13 protein-coding genes are annotated in these 16,069 nt (G+C 61.7%); 9 read left to right on the forward strand and 4 right to left on the reverse strand.

The annotated features are described in order from the left end of the window. Nucleotides 1-155: 155 nt before the first annotated feature. From ACYVGS_RS09025 to ACYVGS_RS09045, 5 genes are all read left to right on the forward strand, one after another. On the forward strand, nucleotides 156-872 hold the full coding sequence (locus ACYVGS_RS09025; protein WP_460588350.1) for a TetR/AcrR family transcriptional regulator: 717 nt from the start codon (nucleotides 156-158) through the stop codon (nucleotides 870-872). Beyond that, the gene (gene budC / locus ACYVGS_RS09030; RefSeq protein ID WP_460588351.1) at nucleotides 862-1,641 is read left to right on the forward strand and encodes an SDR family NAD(P)-dependent oxidoreductase; all 780 of its coding nucleotides are present in this window, start codon (nucleotides 862-864) and stop codon (nucleotides 1,639-1,641) included. Before ACYVGS_RS09025 ends, budC begins: the two co-directional genes overlap by 11 nt. Beyond that, nucleotides 1,638-3,041 carry a flavin-containing monooxygenase gene (locus ACYVGS_RS09035; protein WP_460588353.1) on the forward strand — a complete coding sequence of 468 codons (1,404 nt, stop codon included), beginning with the start codon at nucleotides 1,638-1,640 and terminating at the stop codon, nucleotides 3,039-3,041. The genes budC and ACYVGS_RS09035 overlap by 4 nt, the downstream gene beginning before the upstream one ends. Further along, nucleotides 3,038-3,937: an alpha/beta hydrolase gene (locus ACYVGS_RS09040; RefSeq protein ID WP_460588354.1), complete on the forward strand. Its 900-nt coding sequence runs from the start codon at nucleotides 3,038-3,040 to the stop codon at nucleotides 3,935-3,937. The genes ACYVGS_RS09035 and ACYVGS_RS09040 overlap by 4 nt, the downstream gene beginning before the upstream one ends. A gap of 76 nt (nucleotides 3,938-4,013) precedes the next feature. Further along, nucleotides 4,014-5,861: a sensor domain-containing protein gene (locus ACYVGS_RS09045; RefSeq protein ID WP_460588355.1), complete on the forward strand. Its 1,848-nt coding sequence runs from the start codon at nucleotides 4,014-4,016 to the stop codon at nucleotides 5,859-5,861. A 20-nt stretch (nucleotides 5,862-5,881) separates the two neighbouring features. Here the strand turns inward: ACYVGS_RS09045 and ACYVGS_RS09050 are convergent, their stop codons facing one another. From ACYVGS_RS09050 to ACYVGS_RS09060, 3 genes are read right to left on the reverse strand one after another with little or no spacing between them, the layout of a single operon-like run. After that, a complete protein-coding gene (locus ACYVGS_RS09050; RefSeq protein WP_460588357.1) occupies nucleotides 5,882-7,789 on the reverse strand; it encodes a two-component system response regulator in 1,908 nt (635 codons plus the stop codon). Continuing rightward, nucleotides 7,786-8,178, reverse strand: a complete 393-nt coding sequence (locus ACYVGS_RS09055; protein ID WP_460588358.1) for a response regulator — start codon at nucleotides 8,176-8,178, stop codon at nucleotides 7,786-7,788. Before ACYVGS_RS09055 ends, ACYVGS_RS09050 begins: the two co-directional genes overlap by 4 nt. Next, nucleotides 8,175-10,223: a sensor histidine kinase gene (locus ACYVGS_RS09060; protein WP_460588359.1), complete on the reverse strand. Its 2,049-nt coding sequence runs from the start codon at nucleotides 10,221-10,223 to the stop codon at nucleotides 8,175-8,177. The genes ACYVGS_RS09055 and ACYVGS_RS09060 overlap by 4 nt, the downstream gene beginning before the upstream one ends. 189 nt (nucleotides 10,224-10,412) lie before the next feature. Here ACYVGS_RS09060 and ACYVGS_RS09065 point away from each other — a divergent pair, with 189 nt between their 5' ends. Further along, nucleotides 10,413-12,356, forward strand: coding sequence for a DUF3604 domain-containing protein (locus tag ACYVGS_RS09065; RefSeq protein ID WP_460588360.1), 1,944 nt, complete (start codon nucleotides 10,413-10,415; stop codon nucleotides 12,354-12,356). 60 nt (nucleotides 12,357-12,416) lie between these two features. On the opposite strand, the gene ACYVGS_RS09070 is transcribed toward ACYVGS_RS09065, so the two are convergent. Beyond that, a complete protein-coding gene (locus ACYVGS_RS09070; RefSeq protein WP_460588361.1) occupies nucleotides 12,417-13,856 on the reverse strand; it encodes a sensor domain-containing diguanylate cyclase in 1,440 nt (479 codons plus the stop codon). A 370-nt stretch (nucleotides 13,857-14,226) separates the two neighbouring features. On the opposite strand from ACYVGS_RS09070, the gene ACYVGS_RS09075 reads away from it, so the two are divergent. The 3 genes from ACYVGS_RS09075 to ACYVGS_RS09085 form a co-directional block, all read left to right on the forward strand. Then, nucleotides 14,227-15,021, forward strand: a complete 795-nt coding sequence (locus tag ACYVGS_RS09075; protein WP_460588362.1) for a hypothetical protein — start codon at nucleotides 14,227-14,229, stop codon at nucleotides 15,019-15,021. 404 nt (nucleotides 15,022-15,425) lie between these two features. Further along, the gene (locus tag ACYVGS_RS09080) at nucleotides 15,426-15,776 is read left to right on the forward strand and encodes a helix-turn-helix domain-containing protein (RefSeq protein ID WP_460588363.1); all 351 of its coding nucleotides are present in this window, start codon (nucleotides 15,426-15,428) and stop codon (nucleotides 15,774-15,776) included. Continuing rightward, a partial coding sequence (locus ACYVGS_RS09085; protein ID WP_460588364.1) for a HipA N-terminal domain-containing protein occupies nucleotides 15,769-16,069 on the forward strand: 301 nt, incomplete at its 3' end. The genes ACYVGS_RS09080 and ACYVGS_RS09085, both read left to right, overlap by 8 nt.

The following is a 16,069-nucleotide window of genomic DNA, read 5'->3' on the forward strand; positions in this document are numbered from 1 at the left end:
ATTGGCTAAAAAACCTTAATGCCGGCAACGCAGGGAAGCCACTGCCGCCGCCGACATCCCGGAACGAGTGTACTCCACTCCGGGAACAGGCTCCCGCCCGCAGGCAGATGAATTTCGGACTTGATTTCCGAAATTCATTCGATAATATGCCCGGCATGACGCAAAATCTGCAACCGAAGCGCGCGACTCGCCGCAGCGCCGGTCGGCCCCGTCGGCTGACTCTCGAGGCTGTGGTCGAGGCCGCCTGTGCCCTCCCCCGGGAGGAGCTCGACATGGCCTCGGTGGCAGCACGCCTCAAGGTGGGTGTCGCCACCCTCTACGGCTACGTGGAAGGGCGCGAACACCTGCTGCGACTGATGGCAGAGCGCAAGGGACAGATAGCACCTATCGTGGATCGCGGCCAGTCCTGGCAGGACATCCTGCGGGAGCACGCCGATGGCCTGTACCGCACCGCCATGGACTGGCCGGAACTGATTTCCCAGATCATGCAGGGCGGTGTTTTCGGCAGCGAGGAGGCCCAGTACCTGGAGAACCTGATGACGCTGCTGATCGACCGCGGTTTTTCCGCGGGCCAGGTCCTGGACCTGTACTACGGCATCAACCAGGCTGTCCTTGGCGCCGCGGTCACAGGCACCTACATCCGCGCAGCGGCCAACCGGGGTGGCCACGCCCAGATGCTGCAGCGCTTCCTGCTGGAGCAACCCCAAGAGGCACTGCCCCGTCTCCGCAGCGCCCTGCAGACCAACCCGCAACCCGGGGTACTGACTGACTACCGCCAAGCGGCGGAGCGCTTCATTGCCCAGTGCCAACCCGATCCGACGATCCAGCAGCGCCCCGTGCAAAAGGCCCAAGGAGTCCCGAGTGCAGAATAAGATTGCCCTGATTACCGGCGCCGCCAGCGGCATCGGCGCCGCCACCACGCGCCGCCTGGTGGGCGAGGGCGTCCGCGTCCTGGCGGTGGATATCGACCGGGAAAACCTCGAATCCCTGGCAGCCGAGCTGGGTGCTGCCGTCCACCCCCACCGCGCCGACATGGCCCTGCGCGAGGAGGTGGAGGGCGCGGTAGCAGCCGCCCTGACGCACTTCGGCGGTCTCGACATCCTGGTCAACAATGCCGGCATTGGTTCCTTCGGCCGCGCCGGGGAACTGGATCCCGAGGAGTGGCGGCGAGTCATGGCGGTGGACCTGGATGCCGTCTTTCTCGCGTCCCGTGCCGCGCTGCCCCACCTCGTCGCGCGGCGCGGCTGCATCGTCAACACCGCCTCCATCTCCGGGATGGGCGCGGACTATGCCTTCACCGCCTACAACACCGCCAAGGCCGCGGTCATCAACCTGACCCGGGCCATGGCCATCGACTACGCGCGGGACGGCGTGCGAGTGAACGCGGTGAGCCCCGGCTACATCGATACGCCCCTGGTGGGCGGCATGCCCGACAGCATCACCCACGGCTTTGTGTCGCGAATCCCCATGGCCCGCGCGGGCCGCCCCGAAGAGATCGCCGCGGTGATCTGCTTCCTGGCCAGCGAGGAAGCCTCCTATCTGACGGGGCAGAACCTCGCCGTGGACGGCGGTATCACCGCTCACACCGGGCAGCCCGATATCCCACAAATTCTCGCAGACCTCACGGAGGCAACACCATGAAACAGGGTTTTCGCCCCAGTAATCCGACCGCTCCGCTTTGCTGCGTGGTCGGCGCCGGGCCCAGTGGACTCACCACCATCAAGCGCCTCAAGGAACACGGCATTCCCTACGACTGCTTCGAGGCCTCCGACAATATAGGCGGCAACTGGTACTACAAGAATCCCAACGGGATGTCGGCCTGTTATCAGAGCCTGCACATCGACACCTCCAAGTTCCGCATGGGCATGCAGGAATTCCCGGTGCCGGACGACTGGCCGGATTACCCGCACCACAGCGAGATCTTCGACTACCTGAACGACTACACCGACCACTTTGGCTTGCGCGACACCATCACCTTCAACACCCGAGTGGAGCGCGCCCACCGCGAGGACAATGGCCTCTGGAGCGTCACCACCAGCGATGGCGAGACGCGCAGCTACCCGGTGCTGATTGTCGCCAATGGCCATCACTGGGATCCGCGCTGGCCGGAGCCGGCCTACCCCGGGGATTTCGCCGGGGAGCAGATCCACGCCCACAGCTACAACACCCCCTTCGACCCCATCGACATGCGCGACAAGCGAGTTTTGGTCGTGGGTTCGGGCAACTCGGCCATGGACATCGCCTCGGAGCTGTCCATGCGCTTCATGGCGAAAACACTGCATATCTCCATGCGCCGCGGCGTCTGGGTGTTCCCCAAGTACATCAACGGCAAGCCCGGGGACAAGAACATGCTCCCGGCCTGGGTCCCGCGCTGGATCCAGCACTTCCTGATGAACCGCGTGGTCAAGTCACAAATCGGTGACCCGAAGAACTACGGCCTGCCACAGCCCACGTACAAACCCTGGGAGGCCCACGGCACAGTCTCCGGCGAATTCCTGCAGCGCGCCGGCTCCGGGGACATCAAGGCGCGGCCAGGCATCGATCGACTGGACGGCCACACGGTACACTTTACCGATGGCAGCTCCGGCGAGTTCGATGTGATCGTCTGGTGTACCGGTTACAAGATCAGCTTCCCCTTCTTCGACCAGCCCGAGTTCATGGCCAACGAGCAGAACCAGCCGCCGCGCCTGTTCAAGCGCATGCTGATTCCCGGTGTGCCCAACCTGGTGTACATGGGCCTGGCACAGTCCCTGCCCACCCTGGTGAACTTTGCCGAACAACAGTCGCGACTGCTGGCGCCCTACCTCAAAGGCGAGTATGCACCACCCGGGACGGCAGAGATGCAGGCCATCATTGACGATGACGAAGCCTTCTACCTGCGCGACTACTACCCCAGCCCGCGGCATACCATCCAGCTGCACTTCGACCACTATGTCGGGCGCCTGGACAAGGAAATCGAAGCCGGTGCCGAGCGGCGCAAAAACGGGCAGCCCGCGGCAGATCTGCCAGCCGGCGAACCCGCGCAGGAGCGCGCCGCATGAGCACAGTCAGTCGCAGCGACCTGGACTTTCCGAGCCAGGGGATACGCTGTGCCGGCTGGCTCTACCGCCCTGAAAGCGAGAGCACTGACCGGCTGCCGGCGGTGGTCATGGCCCACGGTTTTACCGCCGTGCGCGACCAGCGCCTGACCGCCTATGCCGAGGCCTTCGCCAGCGCAGGTTTCGCCGTACTGCTTTTCGACTACCGCCATTTCGGCGACAGCGAGGGCGAGCCGCGGCAGCTGCTCGACGTCGGGCGGCAACTGCAGGACTGGGAGGCGGCGATCGCTACTGTCCGCGACCTGCCCGATGTCGATCCCGAGCGGGTGGCACTCTGGGGCACCTCCTTTGGCGGCGCCCACGCCCAGGCCACCGCCGCTCGCGATCCACGCATCGCCGCCGTGGTCGCCCAGGTGCCCTTCTGCTGGGCGGACAAGCCACAGCAACCGGTTCCGCTGATCAAGACCCTGCGCCTGCTGGGACGTGCCATTCGCGATGCGCTGCACGGCCTGCTGGGACTGCGACCCTGTTATATCCAGGCCATCGGCGACCCGGCGGATTTCGCGGCGATGACCTCCCCCGGCGCGGCCGCGGGCATGGCTGGACTGACACCACCCGACTCCCGCTGGCGCAACCGGGTCGCGGCGCGCTTTGTCTTCCAGCTGGCCAGCTACAAGCCCGGGCGCGATGCCGGCGGCATCCAGTGCCCCATCCATTACACTATCGCCGAGCGCGATGCCTTCATCCGCCCGGAGACCATCCGCGCAGCCGCGGCCCTGGCGCCCCACTCCGAATGCGCCGGCTACGACTGCGGCCATTTCGATGTCTATGTCGACCCCTGGTTCACGCGGGTCGTCGGTGACGAGCTGGACTTCCTGCGGCGAACGTTACAACCTTGATCCAGGTCGGCGACACCCGAAAAGCGCTGGTGTAGACTGAATTCCTGAACTTTGGTTAAGACACCAGCGACAGGCCATGCTCACCGACGCCCTGAATCATTTTTTTGTCTTACCCGGCTGGACCACAATCTCCAGCCTGCTCCTGCTGGTCGCGCTGGTCGTGCTGCCCGCCACCCTGATGCTCAATGTGCGCAGACAACGCGCCAATCGGCGGACGTTGAAGGAGCTCAACACGCGCTACCGGCGCATCATCGACGGCACCAACGCGGGCACCTGGGAATGGAATGTGCAGACCGGTGCCATCGTGATCAACCAGCGCTGGGCCGAGATGCTTGGCTACGATCTGAGTGAGCTGCAGCCGGCGACGATCGAAACCTGGAAGGCACTGACCCACCCCGAGGATTTCCAGGTGAGCGAGCAAGCCCTGCGCGCGCACTTCCGCGGCGACTCCGAACACTATCTGGTCGACATCCGCATGCGACACCGGGATGGACGCTGGCTGTGGGTCCGCGACAGCGGGCGCCTGATGACGCACACCAGCGACGGCAGTCCCGAGTGGATGTTCGGCACGCATATGGATGTGAGCGCCCAGCACCGCGAGCGGGAAGAACAGGACCTCTGGCTGCAGCGCTTTCGGGAGTTGTCTCGCAATGTCCCCGGCACGCTCTACCAATACCACCAGCTGAGCGACGGCAGCTCCCAGTTTCCCTTTGCCTCCCCCGGTATCGAAGATATCTACGGCTGCACCCCCGAGGAAGTTCAGGAAGACGCCACCGTGGTTTTTTCGCGGATTGCGCAGGATGATCTTGAGCGAATTGCCACATCCATCCAGCACTCCGCCGACACCCTGTCGCTATGGCACGAAACCTACCGCATCAATCACCCCGTCCGCGGGGAAATCTGGGTGGAGGGCAGTGCCTCACCGGCGCGGCAGACAGACGGCAGCACCCTCTGGCACGGCTACATTCACGACATTACCGAACTGCGCCACGCCCGGGAGCAGCTGCGGCTGGCCGCCAGCGTGTTTGAGGCCAGTCTCGATGCCATCTTCATCACCGACGAACACCACCGTTTCCTGCACGTGAACCGCGCCTTTCAGGCCATGACCGGGTACACGCTGCCCGACCTGCAAGACAAACTGCCCAACCAGATCCTGGCAGTGCCGGGGTCGCCCGGCCTGATCGACCAGGTCAGTGAATTCCTGGACAGTAACGACAACTGGCGGCACGACGTCGAGGTCTCGCGAAAATCCGGCGAAGCCTTTCCCGCGGACCTGACGGTGACAACAGTCCGCGATACCCGGGGCAGGCCCTCCCACCATGTCGCGGTATTCAGTGACATCACCCGCCAGAAGGCCCATGAGGCCGAGCTGGATCGCATTGCCCACTTCGATCCCCTGACCGGGATTCCCAATCGCCGCCTGCTGACCGATCGCATGCAACAGGCGATCGCCCAGGCCCAGCGCAGCGGTGAACGCCTGGCGGTGGTGATGCTCGACCTGGACGGCTTCAAGCCGGTCAACGATCGCTGGGGGCACGAGGCGGGAGACGCCGTTCTGGTCGAAATTGCGCGCCGGCTGAAGCAACTCTTGCGCGCCGGGGACACCGTGGCCCGCCTGGGTGGCGACGAGTTTGTGCTTTTGCTGCGTCGCGTCGAGTCGGAAGCCGTGTTCCACCGCGTGCTGGATTGCATCCGCCAGCCGATTCCCCTGGAAAATGGCAATGCCCACGTCAGTGCCAGCCTCGGCGTCGCCTATTTTGCCGGCGAGGTACCAGTCGACGGCGACCAGCTACTGCGCATGGCCGACCAGGCCACCTACCAGGCCAAGGCAGCGGGGAAAGACTGCTTTGTGGTGTTCTCGGAAACCGACCAGCCAGCTCCCGCGCCCCGTCCCGAAGCCGCCATCCTGCATGGCCAGCCCTAGCGGGCTGACCGCCCGCGGCTTCATGCGCGGCTGTCCGGGGCCGAGGCCACCTCGGCCGGAGACGACGACCCGGATAGGGAGACCACCCCTGCGGATAGCGCCGGGAAGTCCGCAACCGGAACCGGATGCCCGAAATAGTAGCCCTGGAAAAGGCCACAACCCTGATCTGCCAGAAACGCGTGCTGCTCGGCCGTTTCCACCCCTTCGGCAATGACCTGCATGTTCAGATTGCGCGCCATGCCGATGATGGTCTGGACGATCACGGCATTTTCCGGCCGCAGGGACATGTTGTGGACGAAGGACTTGTCGATCTTGAGCTGGTCCAGTGGCAAGCGAGTGAGATAAGCCAGTGAGGAGTAGCCAGTACCAAAATCATCGATGGAAAAGCGCAAGCCGGCACGGCGCAGCGTCTGCATTTTAGCGACGGTGGTATCGGTATCGTTCATGATCAGGCCCTCGGTCAATTCGAGCTTGAGCCGGCCCGGCGCAATATCACCCTCCCCGACAATACCCAAAACCTGCTCAACAAAATCGTCGGCGTAGAACTGCTGCGGGCTGACATTGACCGCCAGCTCCAGCCTGGCGGTCCAGGCGTCCTTTTCCCAGGCCTTCAGTTGAGCCACCGCCGCCCGCATGACCCACAAGCCGATCGGCACAATCAGACCGGTCGCTTCCGCCAGGGGTATGAATTCTGCCGGGGGTACCTGCCCGCGCGCGGGCGACTGCCAACGCAGCAGTGCCTCGGCCCCCACCACTGCGCCGCGCGCGTCTACCTGCGGCTGGTAGTAGAGCGCAAACTCATTGCTATCCAGGGCCTGGCGCAGACCGCGCTCCAGCTCGAGCCTCGCCTCCAGCGCAGCCTGCATGTCGGGGTCGTAGAAATACAGGGTATTGCGACCGTCACGCTTCGCCTGGTACATCGCCGTATCTGCCCTGCGCACCAGTTCCTCGGCACTGACCTCTCGCCCCTGGAACAGACTGATGCCAATACTGGCAGTGGTGCGGAACTCCCGGTCCAGTTTCGGCGAGACGCCCGCCAGGGCCTCCAGAATTTTTTCACCCACACGTTCCGACCGGGCGGCGGCCAGCTCCAGCTCACTGCCCAGATCCTCCAGGATCACCACAAACTCGTCGCCGCCGAAGCGCGCGACGGTGTCACCCTCCCGCATGCAGGCGACCACCTCACGCGATACCGCTACCAGCAGCTGATCCCCCACATTGTGTCCGCGAGTGTCATTGAGATCCTTGAAGTGATCCAGGTCGATGAACAACAGCGCACCGTAGCTCTGCTGTCGGGCACTGGAGGCCAGGCTGTGCTCGAGTCGGTCCTCCATCAGGCGACGGTTGGGCAATCCGGTGAGTGGGTCGTAGAAGGCAAGGCGCTCCAGCTTGTCCTCGGCCTGCTTGCGCCGTGCGATATCCTCCTGCAGCTCGCGGTTGAGTGCTTCCAGCTGCAACATCTTGTCTTCCAGCTTGCGCACCAGTGCCTGGTTATAGCTCTTCAACAGCGTCGTGGTATCGTCATCTGGCTGCGCCGACCCGCTATCTGGCTCATCGCCACCGGGAGCCGCGACCTGCCCGAGGCGCTGCACGAATTCCACCGGGTCCATGGGCTTCAGGATAAAGGCGTCGGCCCCCAGGCGCAGGGCGAGCTGTTCGTCCTCCGCCTCGGTGTAGGTCGCGGTGTAAACCACAAAGGGGATATGCCGGAGCCGGCGATCGGCTTTCCAGTGCCGCAGGAGCGTATAGCCGTCCATCACCGGCATCAGCAGATCAGAGACAACCAGGTCAGGGGGCTGCTGACGGGCACAGCGCAGGGCTTCCTCCCCATTGTGGGCAAGCTCCACCGCATGGCCATTGCCGGACAGCAGCGCCTGCAGGTAGTAGAGGTTTTCCTCGATATCGTCGACGACAAGAATGCGCTTCATGGCTCAACCCCATCGCTGGCGTCCGCGGCAACATAGGCGCCAATTTCCTGGATAAAGGTGGCGGGATTGATGGGCTTCTCGATATAACCCGTGCAGCCCGCAGCCAGACAGCGTTCGCGATCTCCGGCCATGGCATAGGATGTCACCGCAACCACGGGCGTATGGCGCAGAGTGACATCTTCCCGCAAAACCCTGGCGACGGTGTGACCGTCCATGGTGGGCAGCTGAATATCCAGCAGTATCAGGTCCGGTAACAATTGCTTGGCCAGGGCAATCCCCTTGGCACCGTCCTCCGCCGACACCACCTGATAGCCGGCCCTCTCAAGCAGGAAGGTCGCGAGGTAGCGGTTCTGCTCATTGTCTTCAATCAACAGGATACGCTGGCTCATACGGGCTCCGGTGCGTCAAGTGGCAACAGCACGGTAAATTCACTGCCGCGCCCCCATTCGCTGCGCAAACGTATCTCTCCACCCATCAACTCCGCCAGACGCCGACAGATCATCAGCCCCAGGCCGGTGCCATCGTGCTTGCGGGTCAGACCGGAATCCAGCTGATGAAAAGGCTGGAACAGCTTGCCCTGGTCCTCGACGCGAATTCCAATACCGGTATCTGCCACCGTCAGACGGAGGGCCTCGCAGGCGATTCCCCCGCCAGGCGGCAGGTAGCCGGACTGTCTTTCCGCTGACACAGCGACGCGACCTGCATCCGTGAATTTGATCGCATTGTTGACCAGGTTGAGGAGAATCTGTTCGAAGCGACGCCGGTCACTGCGCATCCCGGGCAGCGCGTTGGAGACGTCGACTGCCAACTCCAGGCCCTTTTTTTCGAGCTGAGGAGTGACAGAATCGAGGACGCGCTGCAGAGACTCCGTCGGGGAGAAGGGCTCTGCACGCACGTCGAGCTGACCGGCCTCAATTTTCGACAGGTCGAGAACATCGTTGATCAACTCGAGCAGGTGACGGGCACTGCCCTGGACCATCCCCAGCTGCTTGGCCTGCTCTTCGGTGAGAGGCCCTGCCAGCTCCTGCAGGATGATACCGGTAAAGCCGATGATCGAATTCAGCGGGGTGCGCAGTTCGTGCGACATGGTGGCAAGGAAGGCCGATTTCAGACGGTCTGCCGACTCTGCACGTTGCACGGCGGACTCAAGTTGCTCGGTGCGCTCAGCCACGCGACACTCCAGGCTGTCATTCAAGTCGCGCAGGGCAGCTTCCGCCTGCTTGCGCTCGGAGATGTCGACGCCGACCCCAACCAGGCAGCGTTGCCCGTCGTAGTCCAGGCCACGCCCGGTAAAGTAGTAGGGGCGCTTGCTGCCATCGCGCGACAGAAAATCCGCCTCCACCGACGCCTCGCCACCGACGAGTGCGCGGTTGATACGCTCTGCAACTGCTGACTGGTCCGGCTCGTCGAAGAACTGCAGCGGGTGCATGCGGGCAATCTCTTCGCCACGGTAGCCGGACACCGTCTCGAAATTCCGGTTCCAGCGCAGGAAGTGCCCCCCCTCGTCGTAGAAATAGACAATCCCGGGCATGCTGTCGATCATCGCCTGGGAGAAAGCCAGCTCGCGACGCGCCAATACCTCGGCGTGCCCGCGCTTCTCCTCCAGGGCAAACTTTTCCAGTGCCGAGGAAACGTCGACCACAACCTCCTCCAGCAGGGCCAACTCCCGATCGCGGAAAAATCCGTTCTCGTCCGCGTAGACACTGAGGACACCGATCACCCGGCTGGCCTCCCGCAGGGGCAGAGCCGCCCGCGAACGCAGATGGTGTCGTGCCGCCAGTTCCCGCCAGTGCCGCGTGTCGTCACTCCGGGAAAAGTCGTTGCAGACCATCGCTTGCCCCGCGGCGATGACCTGGTCCCAGCCCACACTGCCGGCACTGACCTCGGCGCGCAGCTTGAGATCGTTGATGACGGCCTTGATGCCCTGCCCAGCCGACGCCACGGGCTGCAGTCGCGCTCCGGCACTGTCGAGCAGGCCGACCCAGGCCATGCGAAAGCCCCCCTGCTCGACCAGCACATCACAGATACTGGTGTAGATGTCCTGCCGCGTCTCTGCGACCATCACCTCGTGATTGATAGCGCTGAACGCCCGGTAGAGCCGATTGAAGCGCTCGATCTCGCAGCGCTGCTGGCGCAACTGTTCAAAGCTCTGGTCGATCACCCCCCGGGAGCGGCGCAGCAGCAGATAGAGAAGCAGGGCGGTGACCGCCACAAAGGCAAAGCCCTTGTACAGGCCCAGCTGTGACCGCAAGGCGGGGTCTCCCACCAGCTGTGTCAGGGCGGTATCCGAAAACGCGATCCACAGGCCCGCGAGCGCAGTGTAGACAAGAAATATCCGCCAGGGAGACAGTCTGGCCTGGGCCCGCCGCGCGGGAATGGACCGGAACCCGGCAACGGAAGAATCGGCTGCGAGTGGCGATCGGGCAGTGGACATGGACAGTGCGTCCTGCTTGAAGGGTGACGTCCCTTCGGTTGTAATATTCGTCGACACTACCTCAATTCCCGCACACGAACCAGCACAGCGTGAGGTAATGTGACGGGGTTCTCCATCACGGTCGCCAGGTGGGTACCGATCGCCATCCGGCAAATAAGAACACTGCGTTCGAGGAATCAAATAACATCGATGAGCATACGCAATTATCTGCTGAGGCCCCTGGCCCTGGCGCTGTTCCCGCTGGCTCTGGCACAACCGGCAACGGCCCAGACAGACAACTACTCTCCGCCCACCCGGGACGCATACCCCACGCGCGTCTTCTGGGGCGATACCCACCTGCATACCAACCAGTCACCGGATGCGTTCACCTTCGGCAACCAGGGCATCACGCCAGAGGACGCCTACCGCTTCGCCCGCGGCGAAACAGTCAGCTCACAAACCGGCCAGCCGGCACGCCTGGCTCGTCCTCTCGACTTCCTGATGGTATCCGACCACGCGGAGTTCATGGGTGTCTTCCCCCGGGTCTTCTCCCGCTCGCCCGAAATCGTCGACACCCCGCTGGGGCGACGCTGGATCGGGCACCTGGAAGCCGGCCACCCCGAACGCATCCTGATGGATTTCGGGATGATCTCCTCCGGCATGATCGAGGAACGACATCACGAGGCCCTGCTTGCCCAGAGCCCGGTCATCACGCGCGAATACCTGCAGGGGCTCGCCAGCGTCGAGGTACCCGCCGACGTGGTCGAATCCAGCTGGCACCAGGCCATCGAGGCCGCTGAGCAATTCAACGAACCGGGCCGGTTCACCGCCTTCATCGGCTACGAGTGGACCTCCATGCCCGGTGGCAACAACCTGCACCGGAATGTGCTGTTTCGCGATGGCGCCGAGAAAACGCTGCAGATCCTGCCCTTCTCCGCCATGGATGGCAGCGACCCCGAGCAGCTGTGGGACTATCTCGCCGATTACGAAAGCAAGACCGGCGGCAGCGTGCTGGCGATTCCCCACAACGGCAACGTCAGCAACGGCCTGATGTTTGCCGAGACCACCCTGGACGGCAAGGCCATGAGCCGGGACTACGCCGAACGCCGGGCACGCTGGGAGCCCATCGTTGAGGTTACCCAGATCAAGGGGGACGGCGAGACCCACCCCCTGCTGTCACCCAATGACGAATTCGCCGACTTCGAGACCTGGGACAAGGCCAACCTCGGCCTGACCGCGGTCAAGGAAGACTGGATGCTGGAGTACGAGTACGCTCGCTCTGCCCTGCTCAATGGCCTGGCAATGGCCGAGTCCCTCGGCGCCAACCCCTATGCCTTCGGCATGATCGGCAGCACCGACTCCCACACCAGCCTGGCCACGGCGGATGAGGACAACTTTTTCGGCAAGATGACCTCCGCCGAGCCGGCCCCGGATCGCGGGAGCCGCGCCTATTTCCCGGTCGAGGACCCCAACGCGTTGGTGCAACTGCACCACTGGGAGTCCATGGCCTCCGGCTACGCCGCGATCTGGGCGCGCGACAACACCCGCGAGGCCCTATTTGACGCCATGCGCCGCAAGGAGACCTATGCCACCACCGGCCCCCGCATCAGCGTGCGCTTCTTCGGCGGTTGGTCCTTCAGCGAGGCGGATGCCTGGCGCCCGGACCTGGCCAGCCACGGCTATCGCCAGGGCGTGCCCATGGGGGGACACCTGCCCGCCCATGCCGGCAACAGCGCCCCTACCTTCCTGATCGCGGCCATGAAGGACCCGCTCGGGGCCAACCTGGATCGCCTGCAGGTGGTCAAGGGCTGGGTGGATGACCAGGGTGAACCCCGGGAAAAAGTCTACAACGTCGCCGCATCGGATGAACGGCGCATCGAGGACAATTCCGTGGCTGCTGTCGGCAGCACGGTGGATGTCGATACCGCCAGCTATCGCAATACCATTGGCGACGCGGCACTTGCCGTGACCTGGCAGGACCCGGATTTCGACCCCGTCCAGCGGGCCTTCTACTATGTCCGGGTACTGGAGATCCCCACACCGCGCTGGACCACCATCGACGCCGCTCACTACGGCAGCACACTGGCACCCGAGGCGCCGGCAAGCATCCAGGAGCGCGCCTATACCTCTCCCATCTGGTATGAACCGCGCTGAGTGGCCCCATGCCCGGCCGCAGGCCGGGCTGCTCCCAGTCAGGAATAGCCTCGACTGGCTCTAGAGAATCGCAACGCGATTCCGCCCGGCCTCCTTGGACTGATACATGGCCCGGTCAGCTCGGCCGACGGCAGAATCCATAGTGTCCGCCAGGGTCACTTCGGTAACGCCGATACTGGCAGTCAACGGGATGCTTTCACCCTTGATGACAACATCCCGCCCACCGATCGCAGCGCGGACTTTTTCGGCTACCACAGCGGCCTCCCGGGTACTGCAACCGGCCATGAGCAGGAAGAACTCGTCGCCGCCCCAGCGAAACAACATGTCGGTGTCGCGGATGATGCTTTTGACCTCACGCGTGAACTGACGCAGGATCTCGTCGCCGGCCTGGTGGCCGAGGCGATCGTTGATGCTCTTGAAATTATCCAGGTCCAGGCACATCAGGGTCACGGGCTCTTTGCGGCGGCGTGCGTTTCCGACCACCTGATTGAACAGCATCTCGAAAACGTGCCGGTTGGCCGCACCGGTCAACTTGTCGGTGGTCGCCATTTGCTCCAGACGGCGCTGATAGCGACTAAGCGTGACATACATCAGGCCGAGAATCAGGCCGGTGATAACTAGGGCCAGGACAATATTGACGCCCAAAGTCCGCAACAACTGCCCCTCGGCCTCATTTTTGCTCTGCGCGACAATCAGGTACCAGTCCAGCTCCGGCACCAGGCGGCTATTGAGAAAGATCGTTTCGCCGTCGGCGTTGCGGTAATTCAGCTGCGCGCTGGGGCTGGTCAGGATACGCGTTGCGAGCGGAGCAAGCCCGGGGCGTTCCTGCAGGTCGGGATGCGCTCCCTCCCCGTCACTCGCCAGGGTGACGGCGCCATTGCGATCCACGAAGTAGATTTGACGGCTGTAACGCCGCTCGTAGGACTCGATAAGTTCCAGTACCTGTTCGACCGCCAGCCCGATACCGGTCAGCCCCAGAAAGCGTCCCCGGCTATCGACGACACGGTAGTTGACGAAAATGCTCAGACGCGTGCGATCGGCGGTATCGTGATCGACATTAATCGTGTAGTTGCTGTTCACTTCCCGCGCACGGAAGTACCACTCATCGGCGGGATCGTCTGGAGCGACTTGCTTGAGAATGCCCCTTGGGTGATAGTAATTGCGCGTGTCCTCGGAAACAAAAAATGCCGTGGTCGTGCCGTATTCCCGCTGAATCTCGTGCAGATAGCGGACAATGGCATCGGCATCATTTTCTCTGGACGTGACCCAGTCGCGCACAAAGGTGTCGGTGGCCATCAGGGAGGAAATGAGAATCGAGCGCAGCAGGTCGCGCTCGATCTCGGAATAGACGTTGTCACTGGTCAGCGGCAGTATCTCGCCGGCAATCCGCTCGTCCATGGCGTGCTCCGCCACAAAGTAGCTCAGCACACTGGTCAGGAGAAAACCCACGCCGAGCAGTGCAAGTAGCACAATGACAAAACGGTTTTTCAATTGTGGCATACGAGGAAAATCCAGACACGCGGAAAAGGCGGGTTGCCACAATGGCCAGTGAAGGGGCTTCCCTTGAGCTGGCGCCAGAATCTAAAGGAATTGCGGTATGCCTGCAATGCCTGAGTCTCCCCGACAATCTCTTTGGTTACCTTGATGGCAGGGCTTCATGCCGCGGAGGCTGCCGGCTGGCTGCCACTGCCCCGGAGAGGTACCGCAGCATACAAGGACCGCAAAATCAAACACTGCAGGCTTGCACTCGACGACAAAGATCGACGAGCCTGCGGCTGGCGGGACACATCCGAAGTCATCGACTGCAAAAGGCAAGTCACCAGAAGAAAAAATGGCCGAAACGTAATTGTACGACAAAAAGGATATTCCCGTGATAAGACTCATCAGCGTGCTCACCTTGGCAACCTACATCGGTATTGGGCACGAATCAGCACCACAAACCGGCGACCTTGGCGTTGTCACAAACCCCTCAAACACAAGCAGCCGCCAGCCACACGGGAACAACAGCCACCCACTAGACCTGGAGTCGATCAAAAGAAACTCGAGAGGCATCGGCTCAGGCGAGCAGGTTTTCCTGCACGGAGAGGGTATAGGCAAGTTGCCAGAGGGGTTTTTCTCAGACGGAGAAAGCAACGACTACAATTCCTTTCTACAGAAAGTTTTACGTAGCCTGGCGCCGCTTCTGGGGAACTTGGAGGGTCGAGAATTTGTCATCGAGCGAGTCATGCGCTTACCCAATCATAAGCTGGTCAGGTTTTATCAGATAGTTGAAGGTGCCAAACTTCCACAGTCACAAATAGTTGCCCATAACAATAACGAAATTCAGAGCGTGACCTTCTATTCCATCTCCCCGGAAAAGGCCAAAAAAAATACAGAGTTGCAGCTCACTAGGTCAGAACTACTGAGGCTTTTTACCCATTATGCTCTGGATTACTATGCGAGCCATGGATTCGCAGCAGATATCAAAGAGAAGAATATAAGCGGGCCTAACTTTAGATATCTTCCAGCAGATATGAAAAACGGTAAGAACTATCGCTATGTGGCAGACTTTTTCTACGATGGATCTGTATTTGTTATCGACGCCATTTCCGGTGAACTGATACGCGCAGGAAACTTCGGCGCCGCGACCCGCATCAGCGCCGGGCAATCGGCAGGTCTGTCGTGACAGTCGAGGGACAAGGTGGGCTGCGGAGTCAGCGCAGCCCGAGGAGCAGGCACAAAAAAGGCCCCTTTGCGGAGCCTCTCAAGTGGCTGATTTCTCAGCCTTATATGGTGGGTCGTGCTGGATTCGAACCAGCGACCAATTGGTTAAAAGCCCACCAGGCGTTTGTAACTTATTGATTTATATAGGCCTGAAAACGGCGTCCGTTGCCAAAAATGTAGGAAAATGCACAACAATGCAGGACTGTTGTCGGAAGTTTGTCGGAAGGCGCGACCACCTGGTTACGTACCAAGTCGCCAAGGGCTACTGACTGCAACATTCCACCTTGATCTGCATAAACAGATCGAACCACCATGATATATATAATTACAGATCACTTCGCCTTGCTATTGAGCCGGCTTTATGATATGTTTTTGTATATTACTAATACCTATTATCTGTTTATACATATCATGTCTTATAGCACAGAACACATCGCCCGCAGCCTGAAGCAGGCCCGGATCGACAAGAAGTTATCGCAGCGCAGCCTGGCGGCGAAAGCCGGGGTGCCGCAAAGCCACCTCTCAAAAATTGAAAACGGCGCGGTCGATCTCAGACTGTCAAGTCTTATTGAGCTGGCTCGTGTTCTCGACCTGGAGTTACTCCTGGTACCACGTAAGACGGCTTCTGCGGTCAACGCTGTGATCGGCAGCCTGTCACGTGAGGGCCAAAAATCCAAACCGGCCTACAGCCTGGACGAGGAAGACAGCAATGTCTGAAGTCAGTGTTCTCGAGGTGCTGCTTTATGACGAACCGGTCGGGACACTTACCCGCGTGGGAGACGATCGTACTCTTTTCTCCTTTAACCAATCCTACATCGATGACCAGTACCGCCCCACTCTCAGTCTTGGCTTCAAGGACAGTCTCGGCGGGCTAATGACGGACTTTAAGCCGGTCAGAACAAAAGTGATGCCATTCTTCTCCAATCTGCTGCCAGAAGGTCACATGCGCGTAACCAATGGGATGGACTCCTCCTCACCTAACCGGCATCTACGTGCCAAAATGGTGAGTG

It is taken from the genome of Haliea atlantica, assembly GCF_054779855.1.